15 protein-coding genes and 1 pseudogene are annotated in these 14,560 nt (G+C 70.0%); 6 read left to right on the plus strand and 10 right to left on the minus strand.

Annotated elements, in window-relative coordinates:
• Nucleotides 1-22: 22 nt before the first annotated feature.
• Together OO62_RS01105 and glyA are read right to left on the minus strand one after the other, a co-directional pair.
• Nucleotides 23-1,243, minus strand: a complete 1,221-nt coding sequence (locus OO62_RS01105) for a sarcosine oxidase subunit beta family protein (RefSeq protein WP_033265150.1) — start codon at nt 1,241-1,243, stop codon at nt 23-25.
• Nucleotides 1,240-2,553, minus strand: a complete 1,314-nt coding sequence (glyA, locus tag OO62_RS01110) for a serine hydroxymethyltransferase (protein WP_033265151.1) — start codon at nt 2,551-2,553, stop codon at nt 1,240-1,242. Before glyA ends, OO62_RS01105 begins: the two co-directional genes overlap by 4 nt.
• Nucleotides 2,554-2,647: 94 nt before the next feature.
• Between glyA and OO62_RS01115 the strand changes: the two genes are divergently transcribed.
• Nucleotides 2,648-3,313, plus strand: coding sequence for a GntR family transcriptional regulator (locus tag OO62_RS01115; RefSeq protein WP_033265152.1), 666 nt, complete (start codon nt 2,648-2,650; stop codon nt 3,311-3,313).
• 40 nt (nt 3,314-3,353) lie between these two features.
• Here the strand turns inward: OO62_RS01115 and OO62_RS01120 are convergent, their stop codons facing one another.
• Nucleotides 3,354-4,313, minus strand: a complete 960-nt coding sequence (locus OO62_RS01120; protein ID WP_033265153.1) for an EamA family transporter — start codon at nt 4,311-4,313, stop codon at nt 3,354-3,356.
• Nucleotides 4,314-4,382: 69 nt separating this feature from the next.
• On the opposite strand from OO62_RS01120, the gene OO62_RS01125 reads away from it, so the two are divergent.
• The gene (locus tag OO62_RS01125; protein WP_033265154.1) at nt 4,383-5,243 is read left to right on the plus strand and encodes a LysR family transcriptional regulator; all 861 of its coding nucleotides are present in this window, start codon (nt 4,383-4,385) and stop codon (nt 5,241-5,243) included.
• Nucleotides 5,244-5,324: 81 nt separating this feature from the next.
• Here the strand turns inward: OO62_RS01125 and OO62_RS01130 are convergent, their stop codons facing one another.
• Nucleotides 5,325-6,446 carry a serine hydrolase domain-containing protein gene (locus tag OO62_RS01130; protein WP_033265155.1) on the minus strand — a complete coding sequence of 374 codons (1,122 nt, stop codon included), beginning with the start codon at nt 6,444-6,446 and terminating at the stop codon, nt 5,325-5,327.
• A gap of 152 nt (nt 6,447-6,598) precedes the next feature.
• On the minus strand, nt 6,599-7,270 hold the full coding sequence (locus tag OO62_RS01135) for a DUF4097 family beta strand repeat-containing protein (protein ID WP_033265156.1): 672 nt from the start codon (nt 7,268-7,270) through the stop codon (nt 6,599-6,601).
• Nucleotides 7,271-7,838: 568 nt separating this feature from the next.
• On the opposite strand from OO62_RS01135, the gene OO62_RS39410 reads away from it, so the two are divergent.
• Complete coding sequence (locus tag OO62_RS39410) at nt 7,839-8,009, plus strand: hypothetical protein (RefSeq protein ID WP_157850123.1); 171 nt, start codon at nt 7,839-7,841, stop codon at nt 8,007-8,009.
• Between the two features lie 189 nt (nt 8,010-8,198).
• Here the strand turns inward: OO62_RS39410 and OO62_RS40375 are convergent, their stop codons facing one another.
• The 3 genes and pseudogenes from OO62_RS40375 to OO62_RS01145 all read right to left on the minus strand — a co-directional run bounded on the left by OO62_RS40375 (nt 8,199) and on the right by OO62_RS01145 (nt 10,665).
• On the minus strand, nt 8,199-8,543 hold the full coding sequence (locus tag OO62_RS40375; protein ID WP_228332697.1) for a hypothetical protein: 345 nt from the start codon (nt 8,541-8,543) through the stop codon (nt 8,199-8,201).
• A 110-nt stretch (nt 8,544-8,653) separates the two neighbouring features.
• Nucleotides 8,654-9,109: pseudogene (locus OO62_RS41485) on the minus strand (baeRF2 domain-containing protein); the annotation flags it as partial.
• Nucleotides 9,110-9,432: 323 nt separating this feature from the next.
• On the minus strand, nt 9,433-10,665 hold the full coding sequence (locus OO62_RS01145) for a GNAT family N-acetyltransferase (protein ID WP_033265157.1): 1,233 nt from the start codon (nt 10,663-10,665) through the stop codon (nt 9,433-9,435).
• Between the two features lie 455 nt (nt 10,666-11,120).
• Between OO62_RS01145 and OO62_RS39415 the strand changes: the two genes are divergently transcribed.
• Entirely contained in the window at nt 11,121-11,456 is a 336-nt protein-coding gene (locus OO62_RS39415; RefSeq protein ID WP_129322931.1) for a hypothetical protein, read from the plus strand.
• A 226-nt stretch (nt 11,457-11,682) separates the two neighbouring features.
• Here OO62_RS39415 and OO62_RS01150 read toward each other — a convergent pair whose 3' ends face one another.
• A complete protein-coding gene (locus OO62_RS01150; protein ID WP_033265158.1) occupies nt 11,683-12,018 on the minus strand; it encodes a helix-turn-helix transcriptional regulator in 336 nt (111 codons plus the stop codon).
• A 219-nt stretch (nt 12,019-12,237) separates the two neighbouring features.
• Between OO62_RS01150 and OO62_RS41615 the strand changes: the two genes are divergently transcribed.
• Nucleotides 12,238-12,717, plus strand: a complete 480-nt coding sequence (locus tag OO62_RS41615; RefSeq protein WP_078616957.1) for an STAS domain-containing protein — start codon at nt 12,238-12,240, stop codon at nt 12,715-12,717.
• Nucleotides 12,718-13,042: 325 nt separating this feature from the next.
• Here OO62_RS41615 and OO62_RS01165 read toward each other — a convergent pair whose 3' ends face one another.
• Nucleotides 13,043-13,711: an HAD family hydrolase gene (locus OO62_RS01165; RefSeq protein ID WP_033265161.1), complete on the minus strand. Its 669-nt coding sequence runs from the start codon at nt 13,709-13,711 to the stop codon at nt 13,043-13,045.
• A 98-nt stretch (nt 13,712-13,809) separates the two neighbouring features.
• On the opposite strand from OO62_RS01165, the gene OO62_RS01170 reads away from it, so the two are divergent.
• Nucleotides 13,810-14,361: a YciI family protein gene (locus tag OO62_RS01170; protein ID WP_033265162.1), complete on the plus strand. Its 552-nt coding sequence runs from the start codon at nt 13,810-13,812 to the stop codon at nt 14,359-14,361.
• The last annotated feature ends 199 nt before the right edge of the window (nt 14,362-14,560 follow it).

Genomic DNA, 14,560 nt, shown 5'->3' on the forward strand with positions numbered 1-14,560 from the left:
GTGTCCTTCTCTCAACAGGCTTTCAGTGGGCCACGGCCGCGGCGCCGTGTTCGTCGACCAGTGCGCCCGTGGTGAAGCGCTCAAGGGCGAAGGGGGCGTTCAGCGGATGGGGTGCGCCGGTGGCGATGGTGTGCGCGAAGGTCAGGCCGGCGGCCGGGGTGGCCTTGAAGCCGCCGGTGCCCCAGCCGCAGTTGACGTAGAGGTTCTCGATCGGCGTGGTGCCGATGACGGGGGACGCGTCGGGCGTGACGTCGACGATGCCGCCCCAGGTGCGCAGCACGTGGGCGCGGGCGAAGACCGGGAAGAGCTCGACGGCGGCCGCCATCTGGTGCTCGATCACATGGAAGGAGCCGCGCTGGCCGTACCCGTTGTACGCGTCGACGCCCGCGCCCATCACCAGCTCGCCCTTGTGCGCCTGGGAGACGTAGACGTGCACGTGGTTGGACATCACCACGGTGGGGTGCACCGGCTCGTGCAGTTCGGAGACCAGCGCCTGGAGGGGGTGGGACTGCACCGGCAGCCGGAAGCCCGCGCGCTGTGCCAGCACGCTGCTGTGCCCGGCGGCCGCGAGGCCGACCCGGCCGGCGAGGATGCGGCCGCGGCTGGTCTCGACGCCGACGACCCGGTCACCGTCCTTGAGGAAGCCGGTGACCTCGCACCCCTGGATCAGGTCGACGCCCATCTCGTCGGCCCGGCGGGCGAGCGCCCAGGCGACGTGGTCGTGCTTGGCGATGCCGGCCCGCGGTTGGTAGGTGCCGCCGAGGACCGGGTACCGGGTGTCGGCCGAGACGTTGAGGATCGGGCAGACCTTGGCGACCTCGTCCGGTTCGAGCCATTCGGCGTCGACACCGTTGAGGCGGTTGGCGTTGACCCGGCGTACGCCTTCGCGGACGTCCTGCAGGGTGTGCGCGAGGTTGAGCACGCCGCGCTGGCTGAACAGGAAGTCGTAATCCAGCTCCTCCGGCAGCTGTTCCCACAGCTTGAGCGCGTGCTCGTAGATCGCGGCGCTCTCGTCCCACAGGTAGTTGGAGCGGATGATCGTGGTGTTCCGCGCCATGTTGCCGCCGGCCAGCCAGCCCTTCTCCAGGACGGCGACATTGGTGATGCCGTGGTGCTTGGCGAGGTAGTAGGCGGTGGCCAGACCGTGACCGCCACCGCCGATGATGACGACGTCGTACGAGGAGCGCGGCTCGGGGTTGCGCCAGAGCCAGTCGGGGTGCTCCGGGAGGGGCGTGGTGGTCATCCGGCGAATCCGTTCCGGTCGGCGTAGAGGGGGAACTTCTCGGCGAGCGTGGTGACGCGGCCGCGCAGCTCATCGGTGTGTGCGTCGGTGAGTTCCTCCCTGAGGGCGAGCGCGATGATGTCGGCGACCTCGCGGAACTCCCCGGCCCCGAAGCCCCGGGTGGCCAGGGCCGGGGTGCCGATCCGCAGCCCGGAGGAGATCATCGGCGGGCGCGGGTCGAACGGCACCGCGTTGCGGTTGACGGTGATGCCGATGCGGTGCAGCCGATCCTCGGCCTGCTGCCCGTCGAGAGCGGAGTTCCGCAGGTCGACGAGGACCAGGTGAACTTCGGTGCCGCCCGTCAGCACCGTGATCCCGGCCTCGGCCACATCGTCGGCCAGCAACCGTCCGGCCAGGATCCGGGCGCCGTCGAGGGTGCGCTGCTGGCGCTCCTTGAACGCCTCGCCCGCCGCCACCTTGAAGGCCACCGCCTTCGCCGCGATGACGTGCTCCAGCGGACCGCCCTGCTGACCGGGGAAGACCGCCGAGTTGATCTTCTTGGCGAGGTCGGCGCGGCTGAGGATGACACCGCCGCGCGGGCCGCCGAGGGTCTTGTGCGTGGTGGTCGTGACGACGTCGGCGTACGGCACCGGGCTCGGGTGCAGGCCCGCGGCCACCAGGCCGGCGAAGTGCGCCATGTCCACCATCAGATACGCGCCCACCGCGTCGGCGATCCGCCGGAACGCGGCGAAGTCCAGCCGGCGGGGGTAGGCCGACCACCCGGCGACGATCATCTTGGGCCGGTGCGCGAGGGCGAGCTGCTCGACCTCGTCCATGTCGATGCGCATGTCGGACTCGCGCACGTGGTACGGCACGACGTTGTACAGCTTGCCGGAGTAGTTGAGGCGCATGCCGTGGGTCAGGTGACCGCCGTGCGCCAGGTCGAGGCCGAGGATCGTGTCACCGGGCTTGAGCAGCGCGAACATCGCGGCCGCGTTGGCCTGGGCGCCCGAGTGCGGCTGCACGTTCGCGGCCTCGGCGCCGAACAGGTCCTTCACCCGGTCGATGGCCAGTTGCTCGGTGACGTCGACGTGCTCGCAGCCGCCGTAGTAGCGGCGGCCCGGGTAGCCCTCGGCGTACTTGTTGGTCAGTACCGAGCCCTGGGCCTCCATGACGGCGGCCGGGGCGAAGTTCTCCGAGGCGATCATTTCGAGGGTCGACTGCTGACGGTGAAGCTCTGCGGCCACCGCGGCGGCGACATCCGGGTCGACCTTGCTCAGCGGGAGGGAGAGGGGAGAGGTGACCGTGGTGATCGACGGGTTCGTTGCCATCTGCGCACCATTCTGAGAGCCAACTAATGAGCAACTGATATATCAGACTGTGCGTTAAGGTATGGGAGCTTGCCGAACACGTCAAGGGGGCCTCATGCAGCACGTGGCGACCGAGCCCAGGGGCGAGGAGCTCTCCCTCGCCGAGCGCGCCTACCGCGCCATCCGCGACCGCCTCGTCATGCTCGAGATCCGCCCGGGCGCGCCGATCAACGAGGACCAGCTGGCACAGTCCCTGGGCGTCGGACGGACGCCGGTGCGCGAGGCGCTCAAGCGGCTCCAGTACGAGCGGCTGATCACGACCTACCCCCGGCGCGGCACCTTCGCCACCGACGTCAACATCACCGACCTGGCCCACATCTCCGAGGTGCGCCAGGAGCTGGAGCCCCTGGCCGCCGCCCAGGCCGCGCGCCGCGCCACCGCCACGGACCGGGCGACCCTGACGGCCGTACGGCGGGAGCTGGAGAGCGTGGATTCCCGCCGGCGCGACGCCGACGAGCTCATGCGCCTGGACCTTCAGGTGCACCGCGCCATCTACGCCGCCACGCACAACCCGTACCTGGAGGACACCCTCGTCCGCCACGACAACCTGGCCACCCGCATCTGGTGCCTGTTCGTCGAGCGCATGTCAGACATGGCCGGCCATGTCGAGGAGCACGGACCGTTGATCGAGGCGATCATTGCCGGGGACCCCGACAAGGCGGCCCAGCTCGCCCGCGATCACGTCGAGGGCTTCGAGCGGGCCATCCGCGAAGCCATCTGAGCCCCCCGGGCGGACCCGCGGTCAGCGCGCGGCGGCCTGGTCAGTCCGCAATGGCCCGGAGCGCCGCAGCCCGCCGCCGCTCCTTTGGCGAGGTGAATCCCCGTGCGGAGATCAGGACGTTGCTGATGACGATCAACCCGATCCCGATCCCTTCGTTGAGGTCGAGCGCTTGGTGGAGCAGGCCCCAGCCGGCCAGGGCCGCCCAGACGGGGTTGATGCTGGCGAAGGTGCCGAACATCTGGGCCGGTACCCGGCGCAGGGCGAGCAGGTCGGTGACGTAGGGGACGATCGAGGACAGCAGTCCGCAGGCGACGGCGAGGGCCAGGGCCGCGGCCGTGGGGGAGTGGAGGGCGAACCAGGTCAGGGCGATCGGGGTCCAGGCGGCGGCGGTGACGAGGCTGGCCACAGCGGTTCCTTGCAGCCCGGGAAGGCGCCGGCCGAGGGTGCGGTTGAGCAGGATGTAGGAGCCCCAGGCCGTCGCCGCGAGCAGTGCCAGGGTGACGCCGATGATGTCGGTGGTAGGGCCGGGGTTGGTGAGCACCACCACGCCGACACCGGCCAGGACGGCGCAGGCGATGTCGAGCACCCGTCGTGAGCTGGCGACGGCGACGGTGAGCGGGCCGAGGAACTCGAGGGTGACGGCCAGGCCGAGCCCGACTCGCTCGATCGCGGCATACAGGCTGAGGTTCATCACACTGAACACGACCACCAGACCGAGGATCGGCCACCACTGGTCCTTGCGCAGTCCACGGAGCCTCGGGCGCACGATCGGTGTCAGCACGATGGCGGTGACGAACTGACGGACCGCGACCACGCCGACCGGACCGATGGCCGGGAACGCCGACGCACCCAGGGCGGCGCCGGTCTGGTTCGACGCCGAGCTGGCGAGCATCATCACGATGCCGGTAGCGCGCTGACGCGACATCGTCTTACCGGCAGAGTGCTGCTGCCCGCCGGCAGGCGCGTCGTGCATGCGATCTGTGGCCTCAAGGGTGTCCATACGCTCACGCTAGGAGCGCGGCACCGCATAAACCCAGTGCATGTTTTGGCACTGCCATACGCTTGAGTTATGGAGTGGAGTCTTCGAGAGCTGCGGTTCTTCGTCACCGCCGCCGAAGCGGGGTCGTTCACCGATGCCGCCGCGCAGTTGTACGTCTCGCAGGCGGCGGTCTCGCGCACGATCGCGGGCCTGGAGAAGACCGTCGGGGACCGGCTCCTGCGGCGGGTGCCGCGAGGGTGCGAACTCACCATTACCGGACAACAGGTGCTGCCTCATGCGCGCAGGGTGCTGTCCGAGGCCGAGAGGTTCACCGAGTTCCTGACCTCGCGCCACGGCGTCCTCCGCCTGGGGTACGCATGGGCGGCTCTCGGACGGCACACCGCGCGCCTGCAGAGGGAGTGGGCGCAGCGCCACGACGCCATCGAGCTGCAGCTGGTCCGGCACAACTCGCCCACCGCCGGCCTGGCCGAGGGCCTGTGCGATGTGGCGATCGTGCGCCGACCGGTCGATGAGAAGCGTTTCGACTCCCTGGTGGTGGGGCTGGAACGCCGGCTGGTCGCCTTCGCGTCCGACGACCCGCAGTGGTCGCGCCGGCGCCGGCTGAGCATGGCCGAGATCGCCGACCGCACCGTGATCATCGATCCCCGGGTCGGGACCACCAGCAGCCAGCTGTGGAGCGGCGCCGACCACCCACCCCGGTTCATCGAATCCACCGATGTCGACAGCTGGCTCGACGCCATCGCGGCGGGGCGCGGCGTGGGGACCACCGCTGAGGCCACCGCGCACCACCACCCGCGCCCCGGCGTGACCTACCGGCCCATCAAGGACGGCCCCCGCATCCCCGTCACCCTCGCCTGGTGGCACGACCACCACCCCAACGGCCTGGGCGACCTGGTCGATGCCATCACCCAGCTCTACGCGGCCGCCTAGCTTCCGGGTGCGACGCGCCCCCTTCGACGGCTTCGCCCAGCGAGCCCGCGATCGGCCCGTCGACTGAGCCGGCTCAGCCCGTCACCCCGCGGCTTTCCCGCCGCTGAACACCGCCTTGATGAGCCTGTCCAACGCCTTCGGGAACTCCTGTGCCGGGTCGGTCGCGGCGTCGCCGGTGGTCAGCCCTGCGGTCAGGGTCCTCCTGCCGTCGGGCGTGCTGATCATCAGCGCCCCGTAGCCCCCCGGGGCGCCGCCGTTGTGGTGGACGATGGTGCCGCCGCTGTCCGGGCCCAAGTCCTGCACGAACAGCCCCAGGCCGTAGCCGAGCGGCCCGTGCGGCGTGCGCATCTCGGCCAGCAGCGGGGCCGGCAGGAGCTTGCCGCCCAGCAGCGCGGAGAAGAACGTGTGCAGGTCCTGGGTGGTCGAGATCATGTCACCGGCGCCGACCAGGAGGGAGAGGTTCTGGCGGGAGACGTCGACCACCTTCCACTGGTCGGCGTCCTGGTAGCGGTAGTAGCCGTGGGCGTGCGGCCCGGGGAGCTCCGGTGAGGTGCCCGGCACCGCGGTGCCCCGCAGCCCGAGCGGCCGCAGGATCCGCCGCTGCATCTCCTCGGCGTACGAGCGGCCGGTGACCTGCTCGATCAGCAGCGCGGCCAGCGTGTAGTTGGTGTTGGAGTAACTCTGGTCCGTCCCCGGCTCGAACCGCGCCGGCTTGGACAACGCGAACCGCACGAGCTCCTCCGGCCGGTAGGTGCGGAACCGGTTGTCCACCCACTCCTTGCCCACCGCGGGGATCCCGGGCACGAACGTCCCGTCGGGGTCGAGCTCGCCCGTGTAGCTGTACAACCCGGTGGTGTGCTGCAGCAGCCTCCGCACCGTTATCCGCTTGTCCAGTCCGAACTGGGGCACGTGGTCGGCCACCGGGGCGTCCAGCCCGATCGCGCCGTCGGCCACCAGTTGGAGCACCAGCGTCGCGGTGAAGGTCTTGGTGGAACTGCCCACCCAGAACTGCCCGTTCGTCGGCGGCCTGTCGGTGTCGCCCAGCTTGCGCACCCCGGCGCTGCCGACCCACGCGCCCTGCTCGTCATGCACGCGCATCTGCATCCCGGCGAAACCCGAATCGACGAACTCCTGGATGGCCTTCTGCAGTTCCGGGCGATCCTGCCCGGCGTTGTTCCTGACGGCGTGGAGGGATTCACTCATGGTCATTCCTTGTCTGGCGTATGGACGTGTTCGGCGCGGCTCGGATGCGCAACGGCGGCCGGCCCTGGCGGCTCCCCACGACTTTGTCGCCGCAGGACGTGCGCAGCCTGTTCGCCGCGAGGGCCGGGTTGGTCGGTCATGCGGGGTGCTTCTCAGAGGCTGCGCGCGGTGATGTCGCCGTAGGCGGTGGTCGCGTGGATGTTCAGGACGGCGGCGGCGCCCTCGGTGTTCTTCAGCGAGTTGTGGATCCGGCCGTAGCTTGTGCCGGCGTCCAGGGAGGCGGAGACCTCGCGGGCGGCGCCGACCGAGATCTCGCCGGCCTCGGTCCGCAGCGTGACCGTGCCGCGCACGGCCTCGGCGATGCGGATGTCGCCCTTGGCGGTGGTGATCTCCGCGGGGCCGCCCAGGCGGCCGACCGAGACGTCGCCGGCGAGGAGGGCGAGGCGGGCGCTTTCGGTCTCGTCGAGCTCGACCGACCCGTGCGCGCCTTCGAAGACGACGTCCCCGAGCCGCCCGACGGCCCGGAACTCGGCGCTGGCCGCCTTCGCCTCGACGCGGGAGCCGACGGGCAGTTGGACGGTCACCTCGACGAATCCGGAAGGACCGAGGATCCGGTTCTTCGCCGCCGGGGTCTCGATCCGCAGCACGCCGTCTCCGTATGCGACCTCGACCTGCTCCGCCGCCTTCACGTCGCGGCTCTTGGAGGCATCCGCGGGCCGGACATCGACCGTGGTGTCGGCCCGGTCGGCGGCGATGAACCGGATGTGTCCCGCAGGGATGTCGAGGACGGCGGTCACCGGGGCGGGGGTGTGGAACTTCTGCATCGTGCGCTCCTTCGGCTCGTTGTTTCCGATGATGGAAACGCTACGTTGCATTCTGGAATCAGGCAACATGCACGTTGCGCGGAATCGCCATATATGCAGCTCACGGCCCTGCATTCATTGCAATGATCTAACGCCTAATGCAACAACCCGGGCCTTCTTCGTTGCAATAAAATGAAGGTGAACGCTCTTCTGGAGACGCTCGGGGCGAAGATAGGGGCCACGGAGGACGCGCCCATGTGGGACCGGACGCTGCTGCTGGCACAGGGGCCGCCACCACGGTGCAGAGGCCCGCCGGCACTGGCTCCTGGGGCCGGTGCGACGCCCGACAGTGGTGCGGCGGCAGGCGTGAAACATAAACGAGGTGCCCAACACAGCGTTTTCCTGACAAGATCTACTGAGCTTGCACGTGGTGCGACACCACAACACCACCACGGCAGCTGAACCTCTCCGGACCCCCGTTGACCTCAGTTGTGCCGGCTCCAGCGATAATCAGAGCTCATCGACGCTGGCCGCACTCTGCTGGCCATGGCGGCCCACCACTTGCTTCCGTAAAACACCAAGGAACCTCATGCCCACCTCGACACCGCAGCCGCACAGCGAGATCGCTGCCAACCTCCCGCGTCCTGCGAAGCCGGACTACAGCAACGTCTTCCTCGAGCCGGCCTACGCGAACAGCTTCCTCGAAGTCGACCTGGAGGACGACGTCAGCGCGCCTGCCCCCTCCCGCTCCGCATACTGAGGCCCCGGGGGAGCAGAGCGACGGCTCCCGGCCGGCCAACGCTGCGCGAAGAGCACTGCGACTACACCGAGGACTGGCAGCGCGTCACCTCCGCCTGTGCGGAGAGCACTCGTCGTGCTGGCAGTGCTCGGAATCCAGGTGAGGTAGGGAAAGGGATCCGCCGTGGGCGGCCGCCGCGAACTCCTTGTGTCAGTAGCGCGGCAGGGCGGCGACGCCGTCCGTGCAGCGAGTCGGAGGAAGGATCTCGGTGAACGAGGCGCCCCCAAGGACTGCTGAACGCAGCAGGAGCGGCGCCGCCGAGGCGCTGAAAGCCGTCGAGTCCTCGCCCAACGCCGCTGGGTCGGTGCCCAGGGCACGTGGGTCACGGCGGGAGGCGAACAGGACCGGGTCCGCGCCGCGGTCGGCGGCCAGCAGCAGCGGCTCCACCCGGCCCTCGGCCAGTGCCTCCTTGACCGTTGGAATGCCCTGGAGCGCCCTGCCGCCGGCCAGCTCCGCCTCCAGACGCTCCAGCACGGCGCGGTGACGGCTGGCCATGACTTCGTGCATGGCGGCGTCCACGCTTGCCCGTAGGGCCTCCCGGGCGAGTCGTCGGTGCGGCCGCCCTCGATGTACACCACCTCCGCGTCCGACTGACGTGCAGCCAGGTGCTCGCGCAGCAGTCCCACTGCCTTGGGGTCCCCGGCGACCAGCACCACGGCGGCCTCGACGCTGGCCACGGCGGCCCGCACGTCGTCAGCCGCCTGTTCGGTGTTCTCGGTCCACAGGTTGACGGTGCGGCGGTGGTAGGAGCCCATTGCCTCAGCGCCCGCCCGCACCCGGCTGATGTGGAGGGTGCTGCCGTTGAACGTGCGACGCGAAGCGGGCTCGTGTGCGGCGGCCGGGTATGCCTCCACGTCCGCCCCCTCCCGGTCCACGGCCACGACCACATGCGGCAGCTGGTGGTCGCGATCGATCGCCACACCCAGCGGATCGGGCACCGGCAGCACCTGCGCACTGTCCGCCGCGGGCGGCTCCGCGAGGGTGAAGGCTCCCAGCAGCCGACCGCCCGAGACGAACAGCGCCTCACCCTGCGGGCCGGGCAGGTCCGGGGCGCCTCCCACGACGTCGTCCAATACCGCCAGGTCAGCCTCCGCTGCGCCCTGCTCACTCAAGGACCGCCGCGCCGCCCGCCAGCGAAGCTTGCTTGCTGAGGACGCGCGACCCGCCTTGCCCGGCTCGCCCCGTAACCGGCCCCACCTGCCGGCCGGACCCCACTTCGCACTACTCCCACCCCGGGGAAGGGCTGATGTTTGTGCGAGGTGCGGCGGCGCGGTCAGCGCACCAGGCGGAGAAAGACCGTGTCGACGATCTCTTCGAGGGCGTGGCCGCCGGCGACTACCTTGTCCCGACTAACGAGACCTGTGCAGGGACTGCTTGCGCGCGGTCAGAACCAGTGCAGGCAGTGCGGGGGGCGGTCGGCGCGGAAGAGGGCGTCGGCGAGGGTGGCCGCGCCCGGGTGGTGAGCCCGGATGTGTCCGGCACGTACGAGCGTGCTCGGGGCGGTGCCGCCGAGGTAGATCGAGCCCAGGTCACTCACGTCCAGGGACAGGTCGGGCTCCCGGTCCGTCGGGACACAGTCGGCCTTACTGTCCCGGGCGGTCAGCAGGTAGCGACCGTGTTCGCCGAGGAACGGGTCGTCGACGTCGAGGACGAGCTCGCCGTCCGTGAACCAGCCGCGCGCGGTCAGCGCACGCGGGACGTCCAGCAGCCGCACCCAGAGCCAGTCGGTGTCGTCGCTCACCTGGCCGGCGCGGAAGTCCGCAAGCTGCCGGCGCAGCGGATGCTCGGGTGGGACGTGCTTGAACACGACCTTTGTGACCAGGTCGTGTCCGAGCACGAACCGGGCCAGGGACGTGAAGACGGCGTCGTCGGTGGCGATGGTCTCGTCGACCGTCAGGGTGCCGGACTCGACCGAGTAGCTGGCGTACCCGTCCGGGACGCCGTCGGCGTCCCGGTGGACGGCGACGTAGCGCGGCGCCGGCGAGACCGGGGGCTGCCCGGCGCCCAAGGCCCACCAGCGGTGCGGCCGGGACAGCGCGCCGGGCTGTGCGCGGCGGTACCGGTCGTAGACCTCTTCCAGGATCTCGCCGCACTCGGCACGCCGCAGCAGCTCGACCGAGCCCGTGTCCGCTCCGGTCGCCGGGGCGCCGGCCGTTCCGCGCGCCCGGGGGAGGGCGAAGGCGGCCTGGTGGCGCGGCACAGTCAGCCGCTGCGTGTAGGTCGCCGGTCCGTAGCCGAACCTGCCGTAGATCGGGAACTCGGAGGCCATCAGTACGGAGAGGAACTCTCCTCGGGCCCGCAGCTCGGCGAGCTGATGGCGCATCATCGCACTGAGCACGCCCTGGCGTCGGTGCGAGGGCAGCACGCCGACGAAGCTCACCCCGGCGGCCGGGACGAGGATCTCACCGGGCAGGGTGAGCTCGAAGGAGTACGCACCGGCGGTGCCGACAGGCCGCCCGTCCGCAGCCATGGCGAACAGGCTGCGGTCCATTTCGATCGCCGACCACCAGCCCCCGCTGCCGCTCTCGGCCGGGGTTTCCGGGAAGAGCCCGAACGCGGCATGGAGTGTGTCGACGAAGACCTCGAGGTCCTGGTCGGTCGTAGGACGGATCTCCATTGCTGCCGCTGCCTCCCCGGGAAACCGGCACCACGATGCATGGTGTCCCGCCACAGTGCAGCGTCGATGCGTGGCCAGGGCAAGCGAATTACGGCCGGGCGGGTGGCCGGTCACAGCACAGCCGAAGGGGCAGCAGGCTGCCGCTCCAGCGCAGAACGCTCAGCGACGCCGGCCTCGTGCTTGTGGCGGCGCCACCGACGCTCTGTCTGGGCACGAGCCTTCGAGCAGAACCGCGTCTCGCTGCGCACGTGGGCCCGCAGGTTTTCGCCGTGTCCCAGAACCGCTTCATGTGTAGCGCTGTCCGTGCAGGTCAGCGGGCGGGCCGGCTCACGAACGGTCCCATCACCCGCGGTTGCTGGTCACCGACGGTGGCTGGCCGCCAGTCTCGGTGACGCAAGCCGGGCGGCGCGGTCCACCCGCGCCGCCCTCGTTACCCCACAGCGGAGGAGGACCTCGTGAACATTCGACGCAGCGTCGTGCTGGCGGTTGCCGGCGCGGCAGTGGCAGGAGGGCTGAGCATCGCCCCCACCGCCGCCGCTACGCAAGCAACACCGACGACGAGCCAGAGCACGCGGGACATGAGGACCAAGCAGGTGAACGGGGACTGTGTGCTCTGGCACGATGCCCGGACACAGGGTGCTGCCTGTGCAGGAGGGCCGTACCAAGCCTGGGCCAAATGTGACAACGGCAAGTACGTATTCGGGAAGGCCGTGAGCAACTACTCGTGGTCTTACGCGTATTGCTCGTCTGTCGGCGCCTACCGCGGCACGGGTGACGTGAACTTCCTGTGAGTGCCCGAAAGTAGGGAAACAAGGGCAAGGGTGCGGCGGAGGGCGGCTCGTACCTTACGAGCCGCCCTCCGGCATGCAGCGCCGCCGGGCCTCGGTGAGATCGCGGGCCCGGCCGCGGGAGAGGTTCGGATCCGTCGAGCAGGTGGCGGCCCGAGGCAGGGGACGGGCAGTGGTGGCCCGCTCCCGGGACGGGACGCGCAGGGCAGCCGCGACGCGGTGGCCGCTGCTACGTCTCGGTCACCGGGGCCGGCTCGCCACTGCGGCGGGCTTCGTCCTGGACGAGCAGCGAGAGGAGGGAGGCGACGGTGAGACCAGCCTCAGCCGGGTGCCGCAGGACCTTCCCGGGCTCGATCCGGTACGTGTTCGCGCGTCCTTCGCGCTTGTGCGACAAGTACCCCTCTTGCTCAAGGTCCACGATGATGCGCTGCACGGCGCGCTCGGTGAGCCGGCAGTAGGCAGCGATGTCGCGGATGCGCGCGTTGGGGTCGTCCGCGATGGCGGCCAGTACGCGCGCATGGTTGGTGATGAACGTCCATCCGTTGTGAGGGTTAGGCACTCCCATGCGGCAATCTTAAGACGCTCTTGGACGACACCTAATACATGACATATATTTCGTGTACCGCGTTACGCGTGTTGATGTTCTGGGGTCGGCAGGTGTCCAGGGAGGGCGAGTGGGGTGGATGCTCGGAAAAGGGTGGTTGCGACACGACGCGTCTTGGGGGCGCAGTCGGCCGTGCAACCCGAGGAGACAGCCGGCTGGGTGGTAGGTCCGCCCTGCTTGATGAGGATTCACAGTGACCCCCGCACGGAAGGGATCGTCGTGGTGGTCCTCCGCGGCGAGATCGACTACGGCTGCGAGGAGATGCTTCTACGCAGCCTCACCAGCGCTTTGAACTCCTCTGCCCGCGGCATCGCGATCGACCTCAGCAAGGTCTCCTTCTGGGCATGCTCCAGCGTGGCGGTCCTCCTCGCCACACGCGAGCTGGCACAGCGACACGGCAAGACCATGTCCCTACGAGCCCTCAGCCCCATAGTGCGCCGGGTGCTTGAACTGTCCGAGTCCCTGCACCTGTTCACCACCGAAGCAGCCCCTGACTCTCCCCACCCCGGCCGGAGGCCCGCCACCGTAGCGCCCTCTCAAACGCCCGCGCCGGCACCACCACCGGCACCGGGTGGGAGGGCATCGGCATACTCGTCAGCAGGATCCGCAGGGACGTCTTTTCCCTCCGACTCCACCGGCGTTCCTGTGGGACCCGCCTGACACGGGTCGCGTCATCGTGGACGGAGGGGGACGCCCGGCCGTTCCTGCGGACGCTGATGAGGGGATGCCGTTCACGACGATCCGGGTCGTAGTGGCCGACGACGAAGAACTGCTGCGCACCGGCTTCCGTCCGGTGGTCGATTCCTGGGATGACCTGGCGGTGGTGGGGGAGGCGGGTGACGGGCGGCAAGCGGTGCAGTTGATCGAGCGCACGCGGCCGGACGTGGCGTTGACGGACATCCCGATGGTGCACGACGCCGCCCGCGCTGAGCAGCCTGTCCGCACGCGAGACAGAAATCAGCACTCCCGCTGCGGGCGGACGGGTTCAGGCTGCGGCATCCCCATGAGAGTCGGCTGCGTAGGCCAGGATGTGTGGGACCGCTTCGCGCAGGCTGACGAAGTGGCGGTGCACGCCGTCCACCGCGGCGGCGGTGTTCACGCCCCACACCGTCATCCCGGCGCGCAGGCCGGACTGCACTCCGGACGGGGCGTCCTCGATGACGAGGCAGTCTCCCGGCGCGGCTCCCAGATGCGCGGCGGCCTGCAGATACGGGACGGGTGAGGGCTTGCCCTCCTCGACGGCGGCCGCGTCCACGATCACGCCCGGCAGCGGCAAGCCCGTCCGCAGGAAGCGGCCGCGCACCCGGTGCTCGTAGTTCGAGGTCACCAGCGCCCAGGACCCCGGCGGCAGGCCGTGCAGCAATTCCGACGCGCCGGCGTAGGCCGCATAGACGCCGGACCGCACGTCCTCGTCCTCCAGCTCGTGCAGCGCGGCCAGGCACTCGCGAGGATCGCGGTCCGCAGCGACCCGCGCGAACGTCTCCATCGGCCGCGTCCGCAGAGCCACCCGGTAGACCTCGGCCGCATCCAGCCCGTACCGCTCCGCCCAGGTTTCCCAGACCCGACGCTGGTTGCTCACCGCATCGATCAAGGTGCCATCGACATCGAACAAGACGTACTTCGCACGGCCGGACCGCGCAGGTTCACTCGTCACTCATCGATCATGTCAGGAACCATGCCCATGCCAACGGGCCGAAGTCATCGCAGTGAAACCCGCTCGACCTGGCTACCCCCTGCCAGAGATTCTTGAGCATGGAATTTCTCTGCTATCACCGCGACCGGCCCGGCTCCCTGCCGCTGCGCGACGAACTACTGGAAGAGCATTGGTCTTATATGGACCGGTATGCGGAGGAGCTGATCGCCCGGGGCCCGACCTTCGCCGACGACGGCGACATGCCCACCGGCAGCGTGCACATCGTCGACCTGCCCGATCCCGCCGCGGCCCGCGCGTTCGCCTTCGACGAGCCGAACTACCAGGCCGGCGTCTATCGGGACGTGTTGCTGCGGCGGTGGCGCAACACGCTGGGGCGCACCATGTGGGACTTCCCCGGCGGACCGGACGGCGGCAATCGATACCTGGTGCTCGGCCTCGGGACGGGCCCGGCCGCCGACCTCGCCGTGCCGCCCGACCGGGACGAACTGATCGCCTACGGGCCGCTGCTGTCCGACAACGGCGAGCTCTGGCTCGGCACGGCGGCGTTGCTCCGGGCACCGGACCCGGAGACGGCGCGCGCCATTCTGGCCCCGGACCGGTACGCCGACATCGAGGTGCACCACTGGCAGTTCGGCGGGCGCCCGTCGTAGCCGAGGACGTCCGGCCGACATCGCCGTCGAAGCGGGCACGAGTCAGCCACGGTTGACCCCGTTCGGAGGGAGCGAGGCGGGTCACCAGGCAGGCGGGTACCGGCCCACCGGACGAGGGCGAGGACGACCCCCCGGCGCTGTGGGAAGTATCGCGCCGGGGGCGCTCCGGTCGCAGAACGTCGTCGTCGGCGCCGCGGCG

Source organism: Streptomyces lydicus (assembly GCF_000717345.1).
In the GTDB taxonomy this organism is placed as follows: domain Bacteria; phylum Actinomycetota; class Actinomycetes; order Streptomycetales; family Streptomycetaceae; genus Streptomyces; species Streptomyces lydicus.

Bases quoted from the DNA above. Each gene is read 5' to 3' on its own strand.
- OO62_RS01105 (WP_033265150.1), bottom strand. From the start codon at position 1,243: ATGACCACCACGCCCCTCCCGGAGCACCCCGACTGGCTCTGGCGCAAC.
- OO62_RS40375 (WP_228332697.1), bottom strand. From the start codon at position 8,543: ATGGCCAGCCGTCACCGCGCCGTGCTGGAGCGTCTGGAGGCGGAGCTG.
- glyA (WP_033265151.1), bottom strand. From the start codon at position 2,553: ATGGCAACGAACCCGTCGATCACCACGGTCACCTCTCCCCTCTCCCTC.
- OO62_RS01130 (WP_033265155.1), bottom strand. From the start codon at position 6,446: ATGAGTGAATCCCTCCACGCCGTCAGGAACAACGCCGGGCAGGATCGC.
- OO62_RS01150 (WP_033265158.1), bottom strand. From the start codon at position 12,018: ATGGGAGTGCCTAACCCTCACAACGGATGGACGTTCATCACCAACCAT.
- OO62_RS39410 (WP_157850123.1), top strand. From the start codon at position 7,839: ATGCCCACCTCGACACCGCAGCCGCACAGCGAGATCGCTGCCAACCTC.
- OO62_RS01120 (WP_033265153.1), bottom strand. From the start codon at position 4,313: ATGGACACCCTTGAGGCCACAGATCGCATGCACGACGCGCCTGCCGGC.
- OO62_RS01135 (WP_033265156.1), bottom strand. From the start codon at position 7,270: ATGCAGAAGTTCCACACCCCCGCCCCGGTGACCGCCGTCCTCGACATC.
- OO62_RS01145 (WP_033265157.1), bottom strand. From the start codon at position 10,665: ATGGAGATCCGTCCTACGACCGACCAGGACCTCGAGGTCTTCGTCGAC.
- OO62_RS01170 (WP_033265162.1), top strand. From the start codon at position 13,810: ATGGAATTTCTCTGCTATCACCGCGACCGGCCCGGCTCCCTGCCGCTG.
- OO62_RS01115 (WP_033265152.1), top strand. From the start codon at position 2,648: ATGCAGCACGTGGCGACCGAGCCCAGGGGCGAGGAGCTCTCCCTCGCC.
- OO62_RS01125 (WP_033265154.1), top strand. From the start codon at position 4,383: ATGGAGTGGAGTCTTCGAGAGCTGCGGTTCTTCGTCACCGCCGCCGAA.
- OO62_RS41615 (WP_078616957.1), top strand. From the start codon at position 12,238: ATGAGGATTCACAGTGACCCCCGCACGGAAGGGATCGTCGTGGTGGTC.